Source organism: Streptomyces sp. JK94, assembly GCF_053613315.1.
In genome coordinates, this window is sequence record NZ_JBSICH010000011.1 from 65,650 (window position 1) to 85,650 (window position 20,001).

The 20,001-nt window shown below is 73.3% G+C and carries 16 protein-coding genes; 10 read left to right on the forward strand and 6 right to left on the reverse strand.

What is annotated here, in order from left to right; translation table 11 throughout:
* Positions 1-113 precede the first annotated feature (113 nt).
* The gene (locus ACVV2G_RS10825) at positions 114-1,103 is read right to left on the reverse strand and encodes an esterase-like activity of phytase family protein (protein ID WP_453842425.1); all 990 of its coding nucleotides are present in this window, start codon (positions 1,101-1,103) and stop codon (positions 114-116) included.
* 90 nt (positions 1,104-1,193) lie between these two features.
* Here ACVV2G_RS10825 and ACVV2G_RS10830 point away from each other — a divergent pair, with 90 nt between their 5' ends.
* The 4 genes from ACVV2G_RS10830 (at position 1,194) to ACVV2G_RS10845 (ending at position 5,712) form a co-directional block, all read left to right on the forward strand.
* Positions 1,194-1,565 carry a hypothetical protein gene (locus ACVV2G_RS10830; protein ID WP_453842426.1) on the forward strand — a complete coding sequence of 124 codons (372 nt, stop codon included), beginning with the start codon at positions 1,194-1,196 and terminating at the stop codon, positions 1,563-1,565.
* Between the two features lie 188 nt (positions 1,566-1,753).
* Positions 1,754-2,362, forward strand: a complete 609-nt coding sequence (locus ACVV2G_RS10835; protein WP_453842427.1) for a hypothetical protein — start codon at positions 1,754-1,756, stop codon at positions 2,360-2,362.
* A gap of 82 nt (positions 2,363-2,444) precedes the next feature.
* Positions 2,445-4,736, forward strand: coding sequence for an ArnT family glycosyltransferase (locus tag ACVV2G_RS10840; RefSeq protein WP_453842428.1), 2,292 nt, complete (start codon positions 2,445-2,447; stop codon positions 4,734-4,736).
* Positions 4,737-4,884: 148 nt separating this feature from the next.
* Entirely contained in the window at positions 4,885-5,712 is an 828-nt protein-coding gene (locus tag ACVV2G_RS10845; protein WP_453842429.1) for an endonuclease I family protein, read from the forward strand.
* Positions 5,713-5,725: 13 nt separating this feature from the next.
* Here the strand turns inward: ACVV2G_RS10845 and ACVV2G_RS10850 are convergent, their stop codons facing one another.
* Complete coding sequence (locus tag ACVV2G_RS10850) at positions 5,726-7,411, reverse strand: thiamine pyrophosphate-binding protein (RefSeq protein ID WP_453842430.1); 1,686 nt, start codon at positions 7,409-7,411, stop codon at positions 5,726-5,728.
* Entirely contained in the window at positions 7,408-8,379 is a 972-nt protein-coding gene (gene speB, locus ACVV2G_RS10855; RefSeq protein WP_453842431.1) for an agmatinase, read from the reverse strand. The genes ACVV2G_RS10850 and speB overlap by 4 nt, the downstream gene beginning before the upstream one ends.
* 141 nt (positions 8,380-8,520) lie before the next feature.
* Between speB and ACVV2G_RS10860 the strand changes: the two genes are divergently transcribed.
* Together ACVV2G_RS10860 and ACVV2G_RS10865 are read left to right on the forward strand one after the other, a co-directional pair.
* Complete coding sequence (locus ACVV2G_RS10860; RefSeq protein WP_453842432.1) at positions 8,521-10,263, forward strand: helix-turn-helix domain-containing protein; 1,743 nt, start codon at positions 8,521-8,523, stop codon at positions 10,261-10,263.
* A 61-nt stretch (positions 10,264-10,324) separates the two neighbouring features.
* The gene (locus ACVV2G_RS10865; protein WP_453842433.1) at positions 10,325-11,116 is read left to right on the forward strand and encodes a phosphatase; all 792 of its coding nucleotides are present in this window, start codon (positions 10,325-10,327) and stop codon (positions 11,114-11,116) included.
* Positions 11,117-11,275: 159 nt separating this feature from the next.
* Here the strand turns inward: ACVV2G_RS10865 and ACVV2G_RS10870 are convergent, their stop codons facing one another.
* The 3 genes from ACVV2G_RS10870 to ACVV2G_RS10880 form a co-directional block, all read right to left on the reverse strand.
* Entirely contained in the window at positions 11,276-12,142 is an 867-nt protein-coding gene (locus ACVV2G_RS10870) for an acyl-CoA thioesterase (protein WP_453842434.1), read from the reverse strand.
* 30 nt (positions 12,143-12,172) lie between these two features.
* Positions 12,173-13,330 (reverse strand): acyl-CoA dehydrogenase family protein, encoded by a 1,158-nt coding sequence (locus ACVV2G_RS10875; protein WP_453842435.1) that lies wholly within the window; start codon positions 13,328-13,330, stop codon positions 12,173-12,175.
* Positions 13,331-13,500: 170 nt separating this feature from the next.
* Positions 13,501-14,130, reverse strand: a complete 630-nt coding sequence (locus ACVV2G_RS10880) for an SACE_7040 family transcriptional regulator (protein ID WP_453842436.1) — start codon at positions 14,128-14,130, stop codon at positions 13,501-13,503.
* A gap of 105 nt (positions 14,131-14,235) precedes the next feature.
* Here ACVV2G_RS10880 and ACVV2G_RS10885 point away from each other — a divergent pair, with 105 nt between their 5' ends.
* Genes ACVV2G_RS10885 through ACVV2G_RS10900 form a run of 4 tightly spaced genes read left to right on the forward strand, consistent with a single transcriptional unit; the run spans position 14,236 to position 19,977 of the window.
* Complete coding sequence (locus ACVV2G_RS10885; protein ID WP_453842437.1) at positions 14,236-15,852, forward strand: carboxyl transferase domain-containing protein; 1,617 nt, start codon at positions 14,236-14,238, stop codon at positions 15,850-15,852.
* A 12-nt stretch (positions 15,853-15,864) separates the two neighbouring features.
* Entirely contained in the window at positions 15,865-17,805 is a 1,941-nt protein-coding gene (locus ACVV2G_RS10890) for an acetyl/propionyl/methylcrotonyl-CoA carboxylase subunit alpha (RefSeq protein WP_453842438.1), read from the forward strand.
* Positions 17,806-17,845: 40 nt separating this feature from the next.
* Positions 17,846-18,811, forward strand: coding sequence for a hydroxymethylglutaryl-CoA lyase (locus ACVV2G_RS10895; protein WP_453842439.1), 966 nt, complete (start codon positions 17,846-17,848; stop codon positions 18,809-18,811).
* 5 nt (positions 18,812-18,816) lie between these two features.
* Positions 18,817-19,977 carry an acyl-CoA dehydrogenase family protein gene (locus ACVV2G_RS10900; protein WP_453842440.1) on the forward strand — a complete coding sequence of 387 codons (1,161 nt, stop codon included), beginning with the start codon at positions 18,817-18,819 and terminating at the stop codon, positions 19,975-19,977.
* The last annotated feature ends 24 nt before the right edge of the window (positions 19,978-20,001 follow it).

The following is a 20,001-nucleotide window of genomic DNA, read 5'->3' on the forward strand; positions in this document are numbered from 1 at the left end:
ATCGCTCACCGCTCGCGGCTCGCCACCGGGGAGCGCCCCCGGGGGGCGGTGTCCGTCCCTGCGGGTCGCTCACCTGATCCACCGGAGGGCCGGTGCCGTTTCGCCGCGACGGATCAGGTGTGGACCCGGAGCCGGAGGAAGCGGGTCGTCTGTGCGGTGTTCTGGTTGTCGTCGCTGACGATCAGGAGTTCCAGGCGGCCCTTGCTCCGGCCGGTGACGGTCATGCCCTCGAAGTTGTCGAGCAGCGGGTTGGGCTGGGGCTGCTTGGCGGTGGCGCCGAGCGAGGGGCAGTCGGCGAGGTCGGCGAGGAGGGTCTTGTCGAACGTGGTGCCGCGCCGGTCGGCCAGGTACAGGCGGACGGTGTTGCCGACGCCGGAGGTGAAGCCGCGTTCCAGGACGAGGAGGCGCCCGTCGGGGGTCGCGGTGATCTCGGAGACGCCGAGACCGGTGTCGGTCCGGTAGGCGTACCGGGTGCCGAGCCGGAAGTCCCCGCGCGGCGTCCGCTGCCAGGTCTGGACGCGGACCAGGTCGTCCGGGTCGCCGGCGAGCGGGTACTCCATGGCGGCGAGCAGGGTCCGGCCGCCGGGGAGGAGCGTGAGCCCTTCGAAGCTGCCGTTGACCCGGGCGCGGCCCTCCGGGGCGGTCCGGAGGTCGTCCGGTACGGGGAGACGGTCGAGGATCTCGCCGTCGCGCGTGTAGCGGCGGATGGACGGCTCGGTCTCGGAGGAGACGAGGTATGTGCCGTCGTGGGCGACGACCAGCCCCTCGGCGTCGAGGGCGGCGCCGTTCTCGTCGGCGAGGGGGACGACGTCCCGCGGCTTCAGGCTGCGCGCGTCCAGCCGGAACAGGGAGGACCGGTCGGAGAGCGCGGCGAGGCCGCCGCGGCGGTCGGGGGCGAGGGCGGAGAGGTTGCCGACGTAGGTGTCCTCGTACGTCGTCTCGTCCAGGCCGTCCCAGAAGCCGGTGAGGGAGACGGCGGGCGAGCAGTCGTTCCCCGGCGGCTTCACCTGTGCGGTGGCCGGTCCGGCGGCGGTCAGCGTGCCGGCCGCCGCGAGACCCGCGGTGAGGAGGGCCAGGGCGGTACGGAGGGTTCTCGAGCGCATGGCCGTCACCCTAGGGCGCAGGGGTGGACGGAAGTTGGCCGCTTCTCGAAGGGTGGGATGCAAAGGCCTTCCGGTGGCAAGTAATGAGCCATGCCAGAGCAGAAGGAAAGCGGCCAGAAGCTGGCCGGGCGGCTGTACGCGACGCTGCGGGTGCTCAAGTTCATCGCGGACCCCGGCAGTCCCCAGCCGAGCGTCCAAGACGAGTTCAAGGACAAGGACAGTCCGCGGCAACGGATCCAGGCCCTGAAACTCGACCTCTTCGAGGATCTGGTGACCGCTGTCCAGAAGGGCCGGCACGCGCAGGCGATGGCCGAGGTGTTCGCCGCGATGCCCGCCGTGGTGCCGCTGAAGCAGGGTGCCCTCAAGGACAACCTCGGCCGGCCCGAACTGGCCGAGTTCAACGCGGGATACCGGGCCCAGCTCACGACGCTCAAGGAGGCTCTGCCCAAGCTGCTCACGTGACGCCCGCGTCGGGCGCAGCCGCGTGCCCCGGCCCTGCGCGTGCCGGAGCGGCGGTCCGTCGCCGTCGAGCGGGGCCCCTCTCCTCCACGCGTGAACGATTCGGCCCGATCCGTCCTCCGTTCGCTCATCCGAGTGCCCAGAGGACGAAAACCTTCCGACTGCTCACGCTTTTCCCCACCATGGTCCCCATGAGCCCGGCCCCCTGGCACGACCGCGACCCTCTGAGCACCGGAAACGTGCTCAGCACGGTGTGCACACTCCTGCGCACCGACGGCCTCGACGTGTCGATGACCGCGATCGCCCGCGCCTGCGGGACCTCGCGCAACTTCCTCTACGCCAACTGGAAGACCGCCTCCGCGCTGCACCTGCGCGCGCTGACGATCGAACTCGCGCAGGCCTTCGACGTCGCGCACCGCACGCACCCCGTCGACGGCACCGTCCGCGGCATCGTCGAGCACCTGACGCAGGTCGTACGCGTCGTACGGCGCCACCCGGTGACGGCGGCGGTCGCCCGGACCTCCCCCACGGCGTTGGTCCGGGCGCACACGGCGACGGACGGCCCCCTGGTACGGGTGGTGACGGAACGCGTCAGCGATCTGCTGCACCCCCTCGCCCCGCACGGCGGGGTGTGGAGCGACGCCGCGTTGCACTCCAGACCCTGGAAGATCCTGTGGATCGCCCGCCCCGCCGCCCTCTGTCCCGAGGCCGTCGGCGACCAGGAGTGGGAGGACACCCTGGACGGGGCCTTCGCCGAGCTGCTGCGCGACCTGCTCGCCCCGTGGGCCCCGCCCGGGTGAACCCGGGCCGCCGGGATTGATTCACAGCCCGCCCCCAGGCCGAGCACAGCCCCTGCCCATCGGCCGTGGCCACGGTGGCGTGGTGACATCTGCCACCGCTCCACTGCAGGCGGCCGCCGAGCCGCCCTCACCGTCGTCCCCCGCGCCCGGTGCGCCACGCTGGTCGCTGCCGGTCCTGCTGGCGATCCTCGCCCTCGCGGCGGGGCTGTACTCCTGGAACCTGTCCGGGGCCGGCCTGAACAGCTTCTACAGCGCCGCCGTGCTCAGCGGCACCGAGAGCTGGAAGGCGTGGTTCTTCGGTTCGCTGGACGCGGGGAACTTCCTGACCGTCGACAAGCCGCCCTTCGCCCTGATGGTCATGGGCCTGTCGTGCCGCCTCTTCGGCTACGGGACCTGGCAGATGATGCTGCCGCTGATCGTGGCCGCGCTGGCGACGATCTGGATCCTGCACAGCTCCGTGAAGCAGGTCTGGGGCCACGGCGCGGCGGCCGTCGCCGCCCTCGTGCTGGCGCTGACCCCGATCACGGTCGCCATCAACCGGGACAACAACCCCGACACGCTGCTGGTGTTCCTGATGGTGGGCGGGGCGGCCCTCGGTCTGCGCGCGGTCCGCGACGGGCGGCTGCTGCCCCTGCTGGGTGCGGCGGTCTGCTTCGGGCTCGCGTTCAACACGAAGATGCTCCAGGGCTACATCGCACTGCCGGCGGTCTTCGCCGCCTACCTGTACGCGACGGACCTCGGCTGGGCGAAGCGCGTCCGGAACCTGGTGCTCGCCGCCGTCGCACTGGCCGTCGCCAGCTTCTGGTGGGCCGCGGCGGTGTCCCTGGTGCCCGCCTCCGAGCGGCCGTACATCGGCGGTTCGACGGACGGCACGGCCTGGGACCTCATCCTGGGCTACAACGGATTCGGCCGGATCCTCGGCGGTGACGGCAATATGGGCGGGGGCGGCGGCGGGGGCGGCTTCGCGGGCGCCGCGGGCATCGGCAGGATGTTCAACGACGTCCTCGGCGGCCAGATCTCCTGGCTGCTCCCCTTCGCGGGCATCGCGCTCGTGGGCGGTCTGGTGCGGTGCGGCCGGGCACCCCGCACCGACCTCACGCGCGCCGCGCTGGTCCTGTGGGGCGGCTGGACGGTCCTGCACTACCTGACCTTCGCCATGGCCGAGGGCACCATGCACCCGTACTACACGACGGCGCTGGCACCGGGCATCGCGGCGCTGTGCGGGGGCGGCGGCGCCATGCTGCTGCGCGCCTTCCGCACCGACCGGCGGTGGGTGTGGGTGCTGCCGCTCGCCCTCGGTGTCACCGGTGTCTGGGCGATCGTGCTGCTGCGTCGTGCCACCGGCTGGAACACCTGGCTGTGGCCGTCGATCGCGGTGGTGATGGCGCTGGCGGTCGCGGGACTGCTCGTCTTCCGTTCGGGGCGCCGGGTGCGGCTGCTGGCGGTGTCCGTGGCGGCGGCCCTCGTCGCCGGGGTCGCGGGGCCGGCGGCGTACGCCTGGTCGGTGCCGTCCGGTTCGGGCGGCGGCATGGGCGGGACCAATCCGACCGCCGGCCCGTCGACGGGCAACGGGACGGGCGGCCCGGGCGGCGGCCTCGGGGGCGGGTTCCCGGGCGGCGGAAGCGGCGAGGGCCCCGGCGGGCAGCCGCAGGACGGCCCGAACGGCTCGGCCGGCGGCACTCTCCCGGACGGCGCCGGGAACGGCCAGGCGCCCGAGGGCGCCGGAGGGCCGGGCGGGACGCCCCCGAACGGCACACCTCCCGAGGGCGGCACGGACGCCGACACCGACACGAACGCGGACGGCGGCACGGCCACGGACGGCGGCACGGCCACGGACGGCGGCACGGCCACGGACGGCGGCACGGCCACGGACGGCGGCACGGCCACGGACGGCGGCACGGCCACGGACGGCGGCACGAGCACGGACGGCGGCACGGCTGAACGGCCGGGCGGCGCCGGCGGCCTCGGCGGTGGCGGCATGGGCGGTGGCGCGAGCACCGAGCTGATCGCCTACCTGAAGGAGCACCAGGACGGCGCCAAGTGGCTGCTGGCGGTCTCCAGCTCGCAGAGCGCCGCACAGCTCATCCTCGCCAGCGGCGAACCGGTCATCTCCATGTGGGGCTGGTCCGGCAGCGACAACGCCATGACCCTCGCCCGGCTCAAGGAGCTGGTGGGGAAGGGCGAGGTGCACTACGTCCAGGTCGGCGGCCAAGGCATGGGCGGCGGTATGGACGGCGGCTCCGGGGTCAGCTCCGAGGTGACCCAGTGGGTGCAGGAGCACGGCACGGCCGTCGAGGCGAGCGCGTACGGCGCCGCGTCCGTGGACGACAGCACGTCGAGCGTCTACCGACTGGATCCCGCGGACCTGGACTGACCCGTCCCCGCCCCCGTACGAGGGCCCCGACCACCACGGTCGGGGCCCTCGTCACGCAATCGCCACGCTCCGTACACCCCGCCTCCAACATGTCCATGCCAAGCTCGAACCACCATTCCACTCCACCCGCGTAGATCGGACACCCCACATGATCGCGATACGCACGCGGCGCCGGAAAGCGGTGGCCCTGGCCACGGCCGCCGTCCTCGCCGGCCTCGTCACCCCCTCCCTGACCGCCTCCCCGGCCACGGCGACCGCCACGACCGCGGCCACGGCCACGAGCGCCGACTACGACTCGACGTACTACAAGAACGCGGTCGGCAAGACGGGGACCGCGCTCAAGTCCTCACTGCACACGATCATCAGCAACCAGACCAAGCTCTCGTACTCGGCGGTCTGGGACGCCCTGAAGAACACCGACCAGGACCCCGCGGACAGCGGAAAGGTGATCCTGCTCTACTCGGGTGCCTCCCGCAGCAAGTCGCTCAACGGCGGCAACACCGGCGACTGGAACCGCGAGCACGTGTGGGCCAAGTCCCACGGCGACTTCGGCACCTCGACCGGCCCCGGCACCGACCTGCACCACCTGCGTCCCGAGGACGTCCGGGTCAACGGCGTCCGGGGCAACAAGGACTTCGACAACGGCGGCAGCGGCTTCACCGACAGCGGCGGCAGCCTCACCGACTCCGACTCGTTCGAGCCCCGGGACGCCGTCAAGGGTGACGTGGCCCGCATGATCTTCTACATGGCGGTCCGCTACGAGGGCGGCGACGGCTGGGCCGACCTGGAGGTCAACAGCAGCGTCGGCAACGGCAGCAACCCGTACATCGGCAGGCTCGCCGTCCTGAAGGAGTGGAACGACGAGGACCCGCCGGACGCCTTCGAGGAACGCCGCAACCAGGTCATCCACGACTCCTACCAGCACAACCGCAACCCGTTCGTCGACCACCCGGAGTGGGTCGAGGCGATCTGGTAGCGCCCCCGGCCGCTCAGCCCAGGTGCGTCGGCGCGAACATCCGCAGGACGGCCGGCAGCACGACCACGGACGGACCCGGTGACGCGAGCGCCTTCGCCAGGTCCGTCTCCAGGGTCTGCGGGGACGTGCGCACGCCCGGCACACCGAAGGACGCGGCCAGCGCCACGTAGTCGGGGCGGGTCAGTTCCGTCACCGTCGGTTCCCCGAAGGCGTCCGTCATGTACTCGCGCAGGATGCCGTAGCCGCCGTCGTCGACGATCAGCCAGGTGACGTTCAGGTCGTACTGGCGGGCGGTGGCCAGTTCGGCGATGGAGTACAGGGCGCCGCCGTCGCCGGACACCGCCAGCACGGGGTGGGTGGGGTCGGCGGCCGCGGCGCCCAGCGCCGCCGGGAAACCGTAGCCGAGGCCACCCGCGCCCTGGGCCGAGTGCATGGTGTTGGGGGCCTTGGCGTCGAAGGCCGACCAGGCCCAGTAGGCGAGGATGGTCATGTCCCAGAAGGACGGCGCGCCGGCCGGCAGGGCCCTGCGGACGGCCGCCAGTACGTCCTGCTCCAGGGTGAGTTCCTGGGACGCGATGCGCTCGCGGACCTGGTCCAGCACGGCCCGTACCCGCTCCGGGGCGGCGGGGTCGGTGCGCTCCTCCACCGTCTCCAGCAGCGCCTGGAGGGCGAGGCGGGCGTCGGCGTGGATGCCGAGGGCCGGGTGGTTGGACTCCAGTTTGCCGAGGTCGGCCTCGATCTGGACGACCCGGCCGCGCGGCGTGAACGTGTGGTGGTTCGAGGAGAGTTCGCCGAGGCCCGAGCCGACGACCAGGAGCACGTCGGCATCCTCCAGGAAGTCCGTGGTGTGGCGGTCCTCCAGCCAGGACTGGAGGGAGAGCGGGTGCGTCCACGGGAAGGCGCCCTTGCCGCCGAAGGTCGTGACGACGGGGGCCTGGAGGCGTTCCGCGAGTTGCCGGAGCTTCTTCGCGGCATCGGCCCGTACGACTCCGCCGCCCGCGATGATCGCGGGGCGCTGCGCGCGCGAGAGCAGCTCGGCCGCGAGCGCCGTCAGTTCTGGGCGCGGGGGCAGCTCCTCGGGGAAGGTGTCGCCGCCCGTCACCACCGGGATCGGCGTCTCGGCCAGGAGGACGTCCTGCGGGATCTCCACCCACACCGGTCCGTGCGGGACGGTCAGCGCGGACGTCCACGCCTCCGCGATCGCGGACGGGATCTGGGACTGGGTGCGGACGGTGTGGACGGACTTCACCACGCCCCGGAAGGAGGCCGCCTGGTCGGGGAGTTCGTGCAGGTAGCCGTGGCGTCCGCCGCCCAGGCCGGCCGCCGGGACCTGGCTGCCGATCGCCAGCACGGGGGCGGAGGCCGCGCGTGCCTCCTGGAGCGCGGCGAGGGAGGTGAGGGCCCCCGGGCCGGTGGACAGCAGCAGCGGGGCCGCCTCCCCGGTGATCCGGCCGTACGCGTCCGCCGCGAAACCGGCGTTGTTCTCCACCCGCAGGCCGATGTAGCGCAGGTCCGAGCGGCGCAACGCGTCGAACATGCCGAGGGCGTGCTGGCCGGGCAGGCCGAAGACGGTGGTCGCGCCGAGCCCGGCCAGGGTCTCCACGACCAGGTCTCCGCCGTTGCGGCCGGGGGGAGGGTTGAGCGCGGCCTCCGTCTGGGCGGCGGTCGGACGGAGCACCAGGTCGTGGTCGTGGGTCACTTCGCGGCCTTCTCCCGGGCGATCTGGCGGGACATGATCGTGGTCAGTTCGTACGCGGTGTGGGAGGCCGCCACGGACGTGATCTCCGCGTGGTCGTACGCGGGGGCCACCTCGACGACGTCGGCGGACACCAGGTTGCAGGATGCCAGGCCGCGCAGGATCTCCAGCAGTTCGCGGGAGGTCATGCCGCCGGCCTCGGGGGTGCCGGTGCCCGGGGCGTGGGCGGGGTCCAGGCAGTCGATGTCGATGGAGATGTACAGGGGCCGGTCGCCGATGCGCTGGCGGAGCTGGTCGGCGACCTCGTCGGCGCCGCGGCGGTAGACGTCGGCGGAGGTGACGATGCCGAAGCCCATCTTCTCGTCGTCGGTGAGGTCCTGCTTGCCGTACAGGGGGCCACGGGTGCCGACGTGGGAGAGCGCGGAGGTGTCGAGGACGCCCTCCTCGACGGCGCGGCGGAACGGGGTGCCGTGGGTGTACTCGGCGCCGAAGTACGTGTCCCAGGTGTCCAGGTGGGCGTCGAAGTGGAGCAGGGCGACCGGGCCGTGCTTCTTGGCGACCGAGCGGAGCAACGGGAGGGCGATGGTGTGGTCGCCGCCCAGGGTCATCAGACGGGCGCCGGTGCCGAGGAGGTCGTCGGCGGCGGCCTCGACGGTCTCCACGGCCTCGTTGATGTTGAAGGGGTTGACGGCGATGTCGCCGCCGTCCGCGACCTGGGCGAGGGCGAAGGGGGCGGCGTCCTGGGCCGGGTTGTACGGGCGCAGCAGGCGGGAGGCCTCGCGGATGGCGTTGCCGCCGAAGCGGGCTCCCGGCCGGTAGGAGACGCCCGAGTCGAACGGCACGCCCACCACGGCGACGTCGGCGGCGGCGACCTCGTCGAGGCGGGGCAGCCGGGCGAAGGTCGCGGGTCCGGCGTACCGCGGGACGCGGGAGGAGTCGACGGGGCCGCGGGGCGTCTCGTTGCTGCTCATGTACTGCCTTCCTTCTTACGCTTCGTCGCGTATGTACTACTGCTGTCCGACTCTCCGAGGTTGACACTAGGCGGCTGAAGAGCGACTGCGAAGTGTACGTTTCATCCAGTCGGCAGCACTCGGATGGAGGGAACGTCCATCATGCAGGAATCGGCCGTGCCGCCCACGCCTCCCACTCCCCCGGTGTCGCTCGCGGCCCTGCTGGCCCGTGCCGACCTGGGCCTGCGCCTGCTGGCCGGACCCTCGGCGGCGGACGTGACGGTCCACTGGGCGCACACCTCGGAGATGTCCGACCCCTTCCCGTACCTGCTGGGCGGTGAGCTGCTGCTGACGGCGGGCGTGCACATCCCGGTGGGGGCGGACTCGGGGACGTACTTCGACGACTACGTCTCGCGGATCGTGGCGGCCGGCGGCGCGGCGCTCGGTTTCGGGGTGGCGCCGGTGCACGACACCGTGCCCGGGGCGCTGGTCGCGGCCTGCGAGGCGTACGGGCTGCCGCTGGTGGAGGTACCGCCGCGGACGACGTTCTCGGGTGTGGCGCGCGCGGTGTGGCAGCTGATGGCGCAGGCCCGGCTGGCCGAGCTGCGCCGGGTCTCCGAGGCCCAGCGGGCTCTGGCCGCCGCGGCCTCCCGTCCGGACCCGGTGCCGTCGGTGCTGCGCCGGCTGGCGACCCGGCTCGACGGGCGGGCGGTGCTGTACGGGCCGGAGGGCGCGGAGATCGCGGCGGCGGGGCGGGAGCCCGGGGGTGAGGCGGGGCGGGCGCTGGCGGAGCTGGCCCGGTACGTCACCGGCCACGCCTCCAGCACCGCCACGGACACGGTCGCGGGCACCCGTCTGGCCGCGTACGCCCTCGGCACCGGGCAGGGTTTCGTGCTCGGGGTGGCGGCCCCGCAGCGGGAGGCCGGGGACCACACCATCGCCTCGGTCGCCGCCGTGCTGCTCTCCCTCCTCACCGGCGAGCACCGCAGCGGGACGGGCGCGGCCCGCTCCTCGGCGCTGGTACGGCTGCTGCTGGGCGCCCGCCCCGAGGAGATCGCGCCCCTGCTCGGCGCAGGGGACGGTGAGGGCGTCACCCGCTGGCACGTCGTGCACGCGCGTCCGAACACCGGCGCCCCCGACCCGATCTCCGCTTCCGCCCTGGGCGCGGCCCTCGGCTCCCCCCTGGTCGACCCGGCGGGAGACGTCGTACGGGTCCTCGTCCCGGCCGGGCACGCGGTCGCCGCCGACCGGGAAGCCCCGGCAGGCCCGGGACCGGGGCCCGGCCCCGCCGCCCGACCAGGGCCCGGCGGCACCACCCGGCCCGGGCCCGGCGACGCCACCCGGCCGGATACCGGCGACGCCACCCGGCCGGATACCGGCGGCGACACCCGGACGGATGCCGGCGGCGCCACCCGGCGGGATACCGGCGGCGCCTCCCGTCCGGATACCGGTGGCCGGGCCACCCCGCCGGATACCGGCCCCCTCCCCCAGACCGGCTGGACACTCGGCGTCAGCGCCGCCGTGGCCCCGGACGAGTGGCCGGCCGCGGACGTCCAGGCGGCGCGCGCGCTGGCCCGTGCCCGGGCCACCCGGGTGCCACTGGTCCGGCACGCCGGCCGGCCCGCGCTCGCCGACCTCGTGCCGGACGACGAGGCCGAGGCGCACGCCCGTGCACTGCTCGGACCGGTCGCGGCCGTCCCGGCGCTCACCGAGACCCTGCGGGCGTGGCTCTCCCTGCACGGCAGCTGGGACCGCACCGCCGTCGCCCTGTCCGTGCACCGCAACACCGTCCGGCAGCGCGTCGCGCGCTGTGCGGCGCTGCTGGGCGCCGACCTCGACGACCCGGACGTCCGCATGGAGCTGTGGTTCGCGCTGCGGCGGACGGGACCGGAACCGGGGAGGTGACGCGCGTCCCAGCGGGCGGTACGCCGGGGACTCGCGGCGGCGGCTGCCCCACAATGGAGCCATGCCGATACCCGGGACACCCAGCCGCGCCGAACTCGCCGAGCATCTCGTCAGGACGCGTATCGCGGGCGACGTCGCCACGCCCCGCGAGAACAACCTCTCCCACTACCGCAAGCTGGCCAACGGCGACCGGGGCTTCTGGCTCGGTCTGGAGCTGGGCGACCGCTGGACCGACGAGCAGGACGTGCTCGCGGTGATGGCGGAGCGGGTCGGTGTCAACGACGATCCGGAGTACCGGTACGGCCAGGACACCATCGACCCCGAGCTGACGGTGGCCGCGCTGGAGCGCATGGCCGGCCGGCTGCGCAAGGCGGCGGACGGCGGGCAGCGCGTGCTGTTCGCGACCGGCCACCCGGGCGGCCTGCTCGACGTGCACCGCGCCACGGCCGACGCGCTGCGCACCGCCGGCTGCGAGATCGTCGTGATCCCGGAGGGGCTGACGACGGAGGAGGGGTACGTCCAGCAGTTCGCGGACGTGGCGGTGCTGGAGCACGGCGCCTCGTTGTGGCACACCCACTCCGGCGAGCCGATGAAGGCGATCCTGACCGGCCTGGAGCGGGCGGGCCGCCCGCTGCCCGACCTGGTGGTCGCCGACCACGGCTGGGCCGGCTGCGCCGCCCAGCACGGCGTCGACTCCGTGGGCTACGCCGACTGCAACGACCCGGCGCTCTTCCTGGCCGAGTCCGAGGGCACCCTCCAGGTCGCGGTGCCGCTGGACGACCACGTGGTCAGCCCGCGCCACTACGACCCGATGACGGCCTACCTGCTGACGGAGGCGGGACTGGGCCGGTAGCCCGTACGGCCGCCGTCACGGCCGGAGGCCCAGGCCCTCCGAGCGGCGCTGCGCGAACCCGGGCGCCGGGACCAGGTGGACCCGGCGCACCACGGGGGGCTCCTCCCGCCGCCGTCCGTCCTCCGTGCGTCGCGCGCGGGTTACGCCATGCCCTCAGGGTTACCGGGGGACGCGCACCACACCTTCCTGGACGACCGAGACGGCGAGCCGCCCGTCCTGCGTGTAGATGCGCGCCTGGCCGAGCCCCCGTCCGCCGGACGCGGACGGCGACTGCTGGTCGTACAGGAGCCACTCGTCGGCGCGGAACGGCCGGTGGAACCACATCGCGTGGTCCAGCGAGGCCCCGACGACGTCGCCGACGGCCCAGCCGCCCCGGCCGTGCGCGAGCAGGACCGAGTCGAGGAGGGTCATGTCGGAGACGTAGGTGGCGAGGACGACGTGCAGGAGGGGGTCGTCGGCGAGCTTGCCGTTGGTGCGGAACCACACCTGGGAGTGCGCCTCGCGCGGGGTGCCGAAGTCACCGAAGGGCGGGTCGTCGGCGTAGCGCAGGTCGACCGCGGCCCGGGCCTCCAGGAAGCGCTCCACGGTGTCGGCGGGCAGGTGCGGGTAGCCGCGCAGCCGCTCCTCGCCGGTGGGCAGGGCCGCCGGGTCGGGCGCGGCCGGCATCGGGGCCTGGTGGTCGAGGCCCTCCTCGTACGTCTGGAAGGACGCCGACAGGCCGAAGATCGGCTTGCCGTGCTGGACGGCGACCACGCGGCGGGTGGTGAAGGAGCGGCCGTCGCGCAGGCGGTCGACGTTGTAGACGATCGGGGCGTCCGGGTCGCCGGGGCGCAGGAAGTAGGCGTGCAGGGAGTGCGCGAGCCGGTCCCCGGGGACCGTGCGCCCGGCGGCGACCAGTGCCTGCGCGGCCACCTGCCCGCCGAAGACCCGGGGGACGACGGCGGAGCGGGAGTGGCCGCGGTAGATGTCCTCCTCGATCCGCTCCAGGTCGAGCAGGTCGAGGAGGGACTGGAGTGCTTCGCTCATGTCCGGTGGCTTCGCGGTCCGCCGACCGGTCTACAGACCCATGTCCTTAGCGATGATCAGCTTCATGACCTCGCTGGTGCCGCCGTAGATGCGGTTGACGCGGTTGTCCGCGTACAGGCGGGCGATCGGGTACTCGTTCATGTAGCCGTAGCCGCCGTGCAGCTGGAGGCAGCGGTCGATGACGCGGTGGGCGACCTCGGTGCAGAACAGCTTGGCACTGGCCGCCTCGGCGGGGGTCAGCTCGCCGGCGTCCAGGGCTTCGGTGGCGCGGTCGGCGACGGCCTCCGCCGCGTCCACCTCGGCCTGGCAGGCGGCCAGCTCGAACTTGGTGTTCTGGAAGTGGGCGACCGGCTTGCCGAAGACCGTGCGGTCCTGCACGTACTGCTTGGCGAACCGGACCGCGGCCTTGGCCTGGGCGTAGGCGCCGAAGGCGATGCCCCAGCGCTCGGAGGCCAGGTTCTGGCCGAGGTAGGCGAAGCCCTTGTTCTCCTCGCCGAGGAGGTCCTCGACGGGCACCTTGACGTCGACGAAGGCCAGCTCGGCGGTGTCGGAGGTGCGCAGGCCCAGCTTGTCCAGCTTGCGGCCCACCGAGTAGCCCTCGGACTTGGTGTCCACGGCGAACAGGGAGATGCCGAAGCGGCGGTCCTCGGCGGTCGGCGCGGAGGTGCGGGCGCAGACGATCACCTTGTCGGCGTGGACGCCGCCGGTGATGAAGGTCTTGGAGCCGTTGAGGACGTAGTGGGTGCCGTCCTCGCTCAGTTTGGCGGTGGTCTTCATGCCCGCGAGGTCGGAGCCGGTGCCCGGCTCGGTCATCGCGATGGCCCACATCTCCTCGCCGGTGACGAACTTCGGCAGGTAGCGCTTCTTCTGCTCGTCGGTGGCCAGCATCTTGATGTAGGGCAGGGCGAGCAGCACGTGCACGCCGGAGCCGCCGAAGGTGACGCCCGCGCGGGCGGTCTCCTCGTAGTGGACGGCCTCGAACTTGTGGCTGTCCATGCCCGCGCCGCCGTACTCCTCGGGCACGTTGATGCCGAAGATGCCCAGCTCACCGAGCTTGTAGTAGAAGTCGCGCGGCGCCTGACCGGCGGCGAACCACTCGTCGTAGACGGGGACGACCTCGGCCTCGATGAAGGCGCGCAGGGTCTCCCGGAACGCCTCGTGGTCCTCGTTGAACACCGTACGGCGCACAGCGCCACCTCCAGGATCCGTATCTAAGCGCTTGCTCAGACTTCACGGTACCGGCGGGTAGGGAGGGGCGTCCAGAGCGGGACGCGGGTAACCCTCGTCACTCCCCCTCTCCCGCGCACCCCCTCACCGCACCCCTCACCGCACCCCTCACCGCACCCCTCCCCGGCTCCTCACCGCGCGGCCACCGCCGCGAACGCCCCCCGCGCCATCCGGTGCAGCAGCGAGGCGGTCGTCGTACGGCCGGGCAGTGCGCCGGGGCGGCCGAGGTGCGGGGTGGAGTTCAGGAGGCCGAAGACCGAGTGGACGGCGGAGCGGGCGGCGGGCTCGGCGACCGCCGGGTAGACCTCGCGCAGCACCCCGACCCACAGCTCGACGTACTGCCGCTGCAACTGCCGCACCATCTTGCGGTCGGCGTCCCGGAGGCGGTCCAGCTCGCGGTCGTGCAGGGTGATGAGCGGGCGGTCGTCGAGCGCGAAGTCGATGTGACCCTCGATGAGCGAGTCGAGGACCGCCTCCGCGCCGGACCCGGCGCCGGGACCCGCTCCGGAGCCGGCCACCCCCTCGGCCTCCGCCAGCCGCCGCTTCGCCCCGGTCAGCAGCGAGTCGCTGATCCCGACCAGCAGCTCGGCGAGCATCGCGTCCTTGCCGGCGAAGTGCCGGTAGAGGCCGGGGCCGCTGATGCCGACCGCGGCACCTATCTCGTCGACGCCGACGCCGTGGAAACCGCGCTCGGCGAAGAGCCGGGCGGCCTCCTTGAGGATCTGCTCGCGGCGGGTGGGGGCGTCGGTTCTGGTGGCCATGGGATCAATTCTAGACAGGGCGGTTAGCGGTCGTTAACCTAAGGGAAATGCGTTAACGCTCATTAACCGATCGACCGATCGACCATCGGGTGAGGGGACCGCGGGATGCACGAGGCACCGGAGCTGACGACGGCGGTGGATCCCGCCTCCGAGGCCTTTCGGGCCAACGAGGAGGCGCACCGCGTCCTCGTGGAGGAGCTGCGGGCCAAGCTCGCGGCGGCCCGGCTCGGCGGCGGGGAGCGGGCCCGGGCCCGGCACACCGCGCGCGGCAAGCTGCTGCCGCGCGACCGCGTGGACACGCTGCTCGATCCGGGCTCGCCGTTCCTGGAGCTGGCGCCGCTGGCGGCCGACGGGCTCTACGACGGACAGGCGCCGGCCGCCGGCGTGATCGCCGGGATCGGCCGGGTCGGCGGCCGGGAGTGCGTGGTCGTCGCCAACGACGCCACCGTCAAGGGCGGCACGTACTACCCGATGACGGTGAAGAAGCACCTGCGGGCGCAGGAGGTGGCGCTGGAGAACCGGCTGCCGTGCCTGTACCTGGTGGACTCGGGGGGCGCCTTCCTGCCGATGCAGGACGAGGTCTTCCCGGACCGCGAGCACTTCGGGCGGATCTTCTACAACCAGGCGCGGATGTCCGGCGCCGGCATCCCGCAGATCGCCGCCGTCCTCGGCTCCTGCACGGCGGGCGGCGCGTACGTCCCGGCGATGAGCGACGAGGCGGTGATCGTCCGCGGTCAGGGCACGATCTTCCTGGGCGGCCCGCCGCTGGTGAAGGCGGCCACCGGCGAGGTGGTCACGGCGGAGGAGCTGGGCGGCGGCGAGGTGCACGCGCGGGTGTCCGGCGTGACCGACCACCTGGCCGAGGACGACGCGCACGCGCTGCGGATCGTGCGGCAGATCGTCTCCACGCTGCCCCGGCGCGGCCCGCTCCCCTGGGACGTGGAGCCCGCCGTGGAGCCGAAGGCCGACCCGGAGCAGATGTCCGGTGCGGTACCGGTCGACTCCCGCACCCCCTACGACGTGCGCGAGATCATCGCGCGGGTGGTGGACGGCTCCCGGTTCGCCGAGTTCAAGTCCGAGTACGGGCAGACCCTGGTCACCGGCTTCGCCCGCGTCCACGGCCACCCGGTCGGGATCGTCGCCAACAACGGCATCCTGTTCGCCGAGTCGGCCCAGAAGGGCGCCCACTTCATCGAGCTGTGCGACCAGCGCGGCATCCCGCTGGTCTTCCTGCAGAACATCTCCGGCTTCATGGTCGGCAGGGACTACGAGGCCGGGGGCATCGCCAAGCACGGCGCCAAGATGGTGACGGCGGTGGCGTGCACGCGCGTGCCGAAGCTGACGGTCGTGGTCGGCGGGTCGTACGGCGCGGGGAACTACTCGATGTGCGGGCGGGCGTACTCACCGCGCTTTCTGTGGATGTGGCCCAACGCCAAGATCTCGGTGATGGGCGGCGAGCAGGCGGCGTCCGTGCTGGCCACGGTCAAGCGGGACCAGCTGGAGGCCCGCGGGGAGGACTGGCCGGCCGAGGAGGAGGAGTCCTTCAAGGCCCCGATCCGCGCCCAGTACGAGCACCAGGGAAACGCCTACTACGCGACCGCCCGGCTGTGGGACGACGGGGTGATCGAGCCCGCCGACACCCGGCAGGTGCTGGGTCTGGCCCTGACCGCGTGTGCCAACGCGCCGCTGGGCGAGCCCCGGTTCGGCGTCTTCCGGATGTGAGGAGGGGACTCCATGTTCGACACGGTACTGGTGGCCAACCGCGGTGAGATCGCGGTGCGGGTCGTACGGACCCTGCGCTCGCTGGGTGTGCGCTCGGTGGCGGTCTTCTCCGACGCCGACGCGGACGCGCGGCACGTGCGGGAGGCCGACGAGGCGGTGCGGATCGGCCCGGCGCCGGCGGCGGAGAGCTATCTGTCCGTCGACCGGCTGCTCCGGGCGGCGGCCCGGACGGGGGCGCAGGCCGTCCACCCGGGGTACGGCTTCCTCGCGGAGAACGCCGGCTTCGCGCGGGCCTGCGAGGAGGCCGGGCTGGTCTTCATCGGGCCGCCCGCCGACGCCATCGCCCTGATGGGCGACAAGATCCGCGCCAAGGAGACGGTACGGGCGGCCGGGGTGCCGGTGGTGCCCGGCTCCAGCGGCAGCGGGCTGACGGACGCGCAGCTCGCGCAGGCCGCCCGGGAGGTCGGGACGCCGGTGCTGCTCAAGCCGTCGGCCGGCGGGGGCGGCAAGGGCATGCGGCTGGTGCGGGACGCGGCCGTGCTCGCCGACGAGATCGCCGCCGCCCGCCGCGAGGCCCGCGCCTCCTTCGGCGACGACACGCTGCTGGTGGAGCGGTGGATCGACCGGCCCCGGCACATCGAGATCCAGGTCCTGGCCGACGGCCACGGGAACGTCGTGCACCTCGGCGAGCGCGAGTGCTCGCTGCAGCGCCGGCACCAGAAGGTCGTCGAGGAGGCGCCCAGCGTGCTCCTCGACGAGGCGACCCGCGCCGCGATGGGCGAGGCGGCCGTGCAGGCGGCCCGCTCCTGCGGCTACCGGGGCGCGGGCACGGTGGAGTTCATCGTGCCGGGCGAGGACCCCGCGCAGTACTACTTCATGGAGATGAACACCCGCCTCCAGGTCGAGCACCCGGTGACCGAGCTGGTCACGGGCCTGGACCTGGTGGAGTGGCAGCTGCGGGTGGCGGCGGGCGAGCCGCTCGGCCTCGCGCAGGAGGACGTCCGGCTGACCGGGCACGCCGTCGAGGCCCGCCTGTGCGCCGAGGACCCCGCCCGCGGCTTCCTCCCCTCCGGCGGCACGGTGCTGCGGCTGCACGAGCCCGAGGGCGACGGCGTGCGCACCGACTCCGGGCTCAGCGAGGGCACCGAGGTCGGCAGCCTCTACGACCCGATGCTGTCCAAGGTGATCGCGTACGGCCCCGACCGCGCCACCGCCCTGCGCAGGCTGCGCGCGGCCCTGGCCCGGACGGTGACGCTGGGCGTGCAGACCAACGCCGGGTTCCTGCGGCGGCTGCTCGCGCACCCGGCGGTGGTGGCGGGCGAGCTGGACACCGGGCTGGTGGAGCGGGAGGTCGACGCCCTGGTCGCCACCGACGTACCGGAGGAGGTGTACGAGGCGGCGGCGGCCGTACGGCTGGACGCGCTGCGTCCGCGCGGGGACGGCTGGACGGACCCGTTCTCGGTGCCGAACGGCTGGCGCATGGGCGGCGTACCGAAACCGGCCGGCTTCCACCTGCGGGTCACCGACCCGGTGGAGTACACGCCGCGCGGCACCCACACCGTCACCGAGGACCGCGTGTCGGTGACGCTGGACGGCGTCCGGCACACCTTCGACCGCGCCGCCGACTGGCTCGGCCGCGACGGCGACGCCTGGCACGTGCGCGACCACGATCCGGTCGCCGCCTCCCTCACGGGTGCCGCCCACGCGGGCGCCGACTCGCTGACCGCGCCCATGCCGGGCACGGTGACGGTGGTGAAGGTGGCCGTCGGCGACGAGGTGAACGCCGGGCAGAGCCTGCTGGTGGTGGAGGCGATGAAGATGGAGCACGTCATCTCCGCCCCGCACGCGGGCACCGTCGCCGAACTGGACGTGGCGCCGGGCACGACGGTCGCGATGGACCAGGTGCTCGCGGTCATCAGCCCCACCGGCGACGGCGAACGGGAGACCGCGTGAACATTCCCAAGCTCACCGGCGACGGCGAACAGGAGACGGTGTGAACACCCCCGTACCGGGCCTGCCCATGGCCGTACCGGAGCAGGGCCTGCCCGCCCGCGTCCGCATCCACGAGGTGGGCGCGCGCGACGGCCTGCAGAACGAGAAGGCCACGGTGCCGGTGGAGGTGAAGGCGGAGTTCGTCCGCCGCCTGGCCGGCGCGGGCCTGACCACGATCGAGGCGACGAGCTTCGTGCACCCCAGGTGGGTGCCGCAACTGGCGGACGCGGAGGAGCTGTTCCCGGCGGTCGCGGACCTGCCGGTCGAGCTGCCCGTCCTGGTGCCGAACGAACGCGGCCTGGACCGGGCCCTGGCGCTCGGCGCGCGCCGCGTGGCGGTCTTCGCCAGCGCCACGGAATCCTTCGCCAGGGCCAACCTCAACCGCACGGTGGACGAGGCGCTGGCCATGTTCGCGCCGGTGGTGGCGCGGGCGAAGGCGGCGGACGTCCACGTGAGGGGTTACCTCTCGATGTGCTTCGGCGACCCGTGGGAGGGCGCGGTCCCCGTCGAGCAGGTGGTGCGGGTCTGCCGGGCCCTTCGGGAGATGGGCTGCGACGAGCTGAGCCTCGGCGACACGATCGGGGTGGCGACCCCGGGCCACGTGAGCGCCCTGCTCACCGCGCTGACCGGGACCGGTGTCCCGGTGGACGTGCTCGGCGTGCACTTCCACGACACCTACGGCCAGGCCCTGTCCAACACGTACACGGCCCTGCGGCACGGCGTGACGACCGTCGACGCCTCCGCCGGCGGGCTGGGCGGCTGCCCCTACGCCAAGTCCGCCACCGGCAACCTCGCCACCGAAGACCTCGTGTGGATGCTGCGCGGCCTCGGCATCGACACCGGGGTCGACCTCGGCTCTCTCGTCGCCACCAGCGTCTGGATGGCCGCCCGTCTGGGCCGACCCAGCCCGTCCCGCACCGTTCGGGCCCTCGCGGGCCCGGGCGACGACTCCCACCAGGAGCAGTGACAGCCATGGACCACAAGCTCTCCCCCGAACTGGAGGAACTCCGCCGTACGGTCGAGGAGTTCGCCCACGAGGTCGTGGCGCCGAAGATCGGCGACTTCTACGAGCGGCACGAGTTCCCGTACGAGATCGTCCGGGAGATGGGCCGGATGGGCCTGTTCGGCCTGCCGTTCCCGGAGGAGTACGGCGGCATGGGCGGCGACTACCTGGCGCTCGGCATCGCCCTGGAGGAACTGGCCCGCGTCGACTCGTCGGTGGCCATCACGCTGGAGGCGGGCGTCTCGCTCGGCGCGATGCCGGTCCACCTGTTCGGCACCGAGGAGCAGAAGCGGACCTGGCTGCCCCGGCTGTGCGCGGGCGAGATCCTCGGCGCCTTCGGCCTGACCGAGCCGGACGGCGGCTCGGACGCGGGCGCGACGCGGACGACGGCCCGTCTGGACGAGGCGACGAACGAGTGGGTGATCAACGGCACCAAGTGCTTCATCACCAACTCGGGCACGGACATCACGGGACTGGTGACCGTCACGGCGGTCACGGGCCGCAAGCCCGACGGCCGCCCGCTCATCTCGGCGATCATCGTCCCGTCCGGCACCCCGGGCTTCACGGTGGCCGCCCCGTACTCGAAGGTCGGCTGGAACGCGTCGGACACCCGTGAGCTGTCCTTCTCGGACGTCCGGGTGCCGGCGGAGAACCTGCTGGGCGACCAGGGGCGCGGTTACGCCCAGTTCCTGCGCATCCTGGACGAGGGCCGGATCGCCATCGCCGCGCTGGGCACGGGTCTCGCCCAGGGCTGCGTGGACGAGTCCGTGGCGTACGCGAAGGAACGTCACGCCTTCGGCAAGCCGATCGGCGCCCACCAGGCCATCCAGTTCAAGATCGCCGACATGGAGATGAAGGCCCACACGGCCCGCCTCGCCTGGCGCGACGCGGCGTCCCGCCTGGTGGCGGGCGAGCCCTTCAAGAAGGAGGCGGCCATCGCGAAGCTGTACTCGTCGACGGTGGCGGTGGACAACGCCCGGGAGGCCACCCAGATCCACGGCGGCTACGGCTTCATGAACGAGTACCCGGTGGCCCGCATGTGGCGCGACTCCAAGATCCTGGAGATCGGCGAGGGCACCAGTGAGGTCCAGCGGATGCTCATCGCCCGGGAGTTGGGCCTGGTGGGCTGAGGTACGGGCATCCGGGCGGGGTCG

Excerpts from the sequence above, each read along its gene's own strand:
- ACVV2G_RS10825 (WP_453842425.1), bottom strand. The coding sequence starts at position 1,103 with ATGCGCTCGAGAACCCTCCGTACCGCCCTGGCCCTCCTCACCGCGGGT.
- ACVV2G_RS10830 (WP_453842426.1), top strand. The coding sequence starts at position 1,194 with ATGCCAGAGCAGAAGGAAAGCGGCCAGAAGCTGGCCGGGCGGCTGTAC.
- ACVV2G_RS10835 (WP_453842427.1), top strand. The coding sequence starts at position 1,754 with ATGAGCCCGGCCCCCTGGCACGACCGCGACCCTCTGAGCACCGGAAAC.
- ACVV2G_RS10845 (WP_453842429.1), top strand. The coding sequence starts at position 4,885 with ATGATCGCGATACGCACGCGGCGCCGGAAAGCGGTGGCCCTGGCCACG.
- speB (WP_453842431.1), bottom strand. The coding sequence starts at position 8,379 with ATGAGCAGCAACGAGACGCCCCGCGGCCCCGTCGACTCCTCCCGCGTC.
- ACVV2G_RS10860 (WP_453842432.1), top strand. The coding sequence starts at position 8,521 with ATGCAGGAATCGGCCGTGCCGCCCACGCCTCCCACTCCCCCGGTGTCG.
- ACVV2G_RS10865 (WP_453842433.1), top strand. The coding sequence starts at position 10,325 with ATGCCGATACCCGGGACACCCAGCCGCGCCGAACTCGCCGAGCATCTC.
- ACVV2G_RS10870 (WP_453842434.1), bottom strand. The coding sequence starts at position 12,142 with ATGAGCGAAGCACTCCAGTCCCTCCTCGACCTGCTCGACCTGGAGCGG.
- ACVV2G_RS10880 (WP_453842436.1), bottom strand. The coding sequence starts at position 14,130 with ATGGCCACCAGAACCGACGCCCCCACCCGCCGCGAGCAGATCCTCAAG.
- ACVV2G_RS10885 (WP_453842437.1), top strand. The coding sequence starts at position 14,236 with ATGCACGAGGCACCGGAGCTGACGACGGCGGTGGATCCCGCCTCCGAG.
- ACVV2G_RS10890 (WP_453842438.1), top strand. The coding sequence starts at position 15,865 with ATGTTCGACACGGTACTGGTGGCCAACCGCGGTGAGATCGCGGTGCGG.
- ACVV2G_RS10900 (WP_453842440.1), top strand. The coding sequence starts at position 18,817 with ATGGACCACAAGCTCTCCCCCGAACTGGAGGAACTCCGCCGTACGGTC.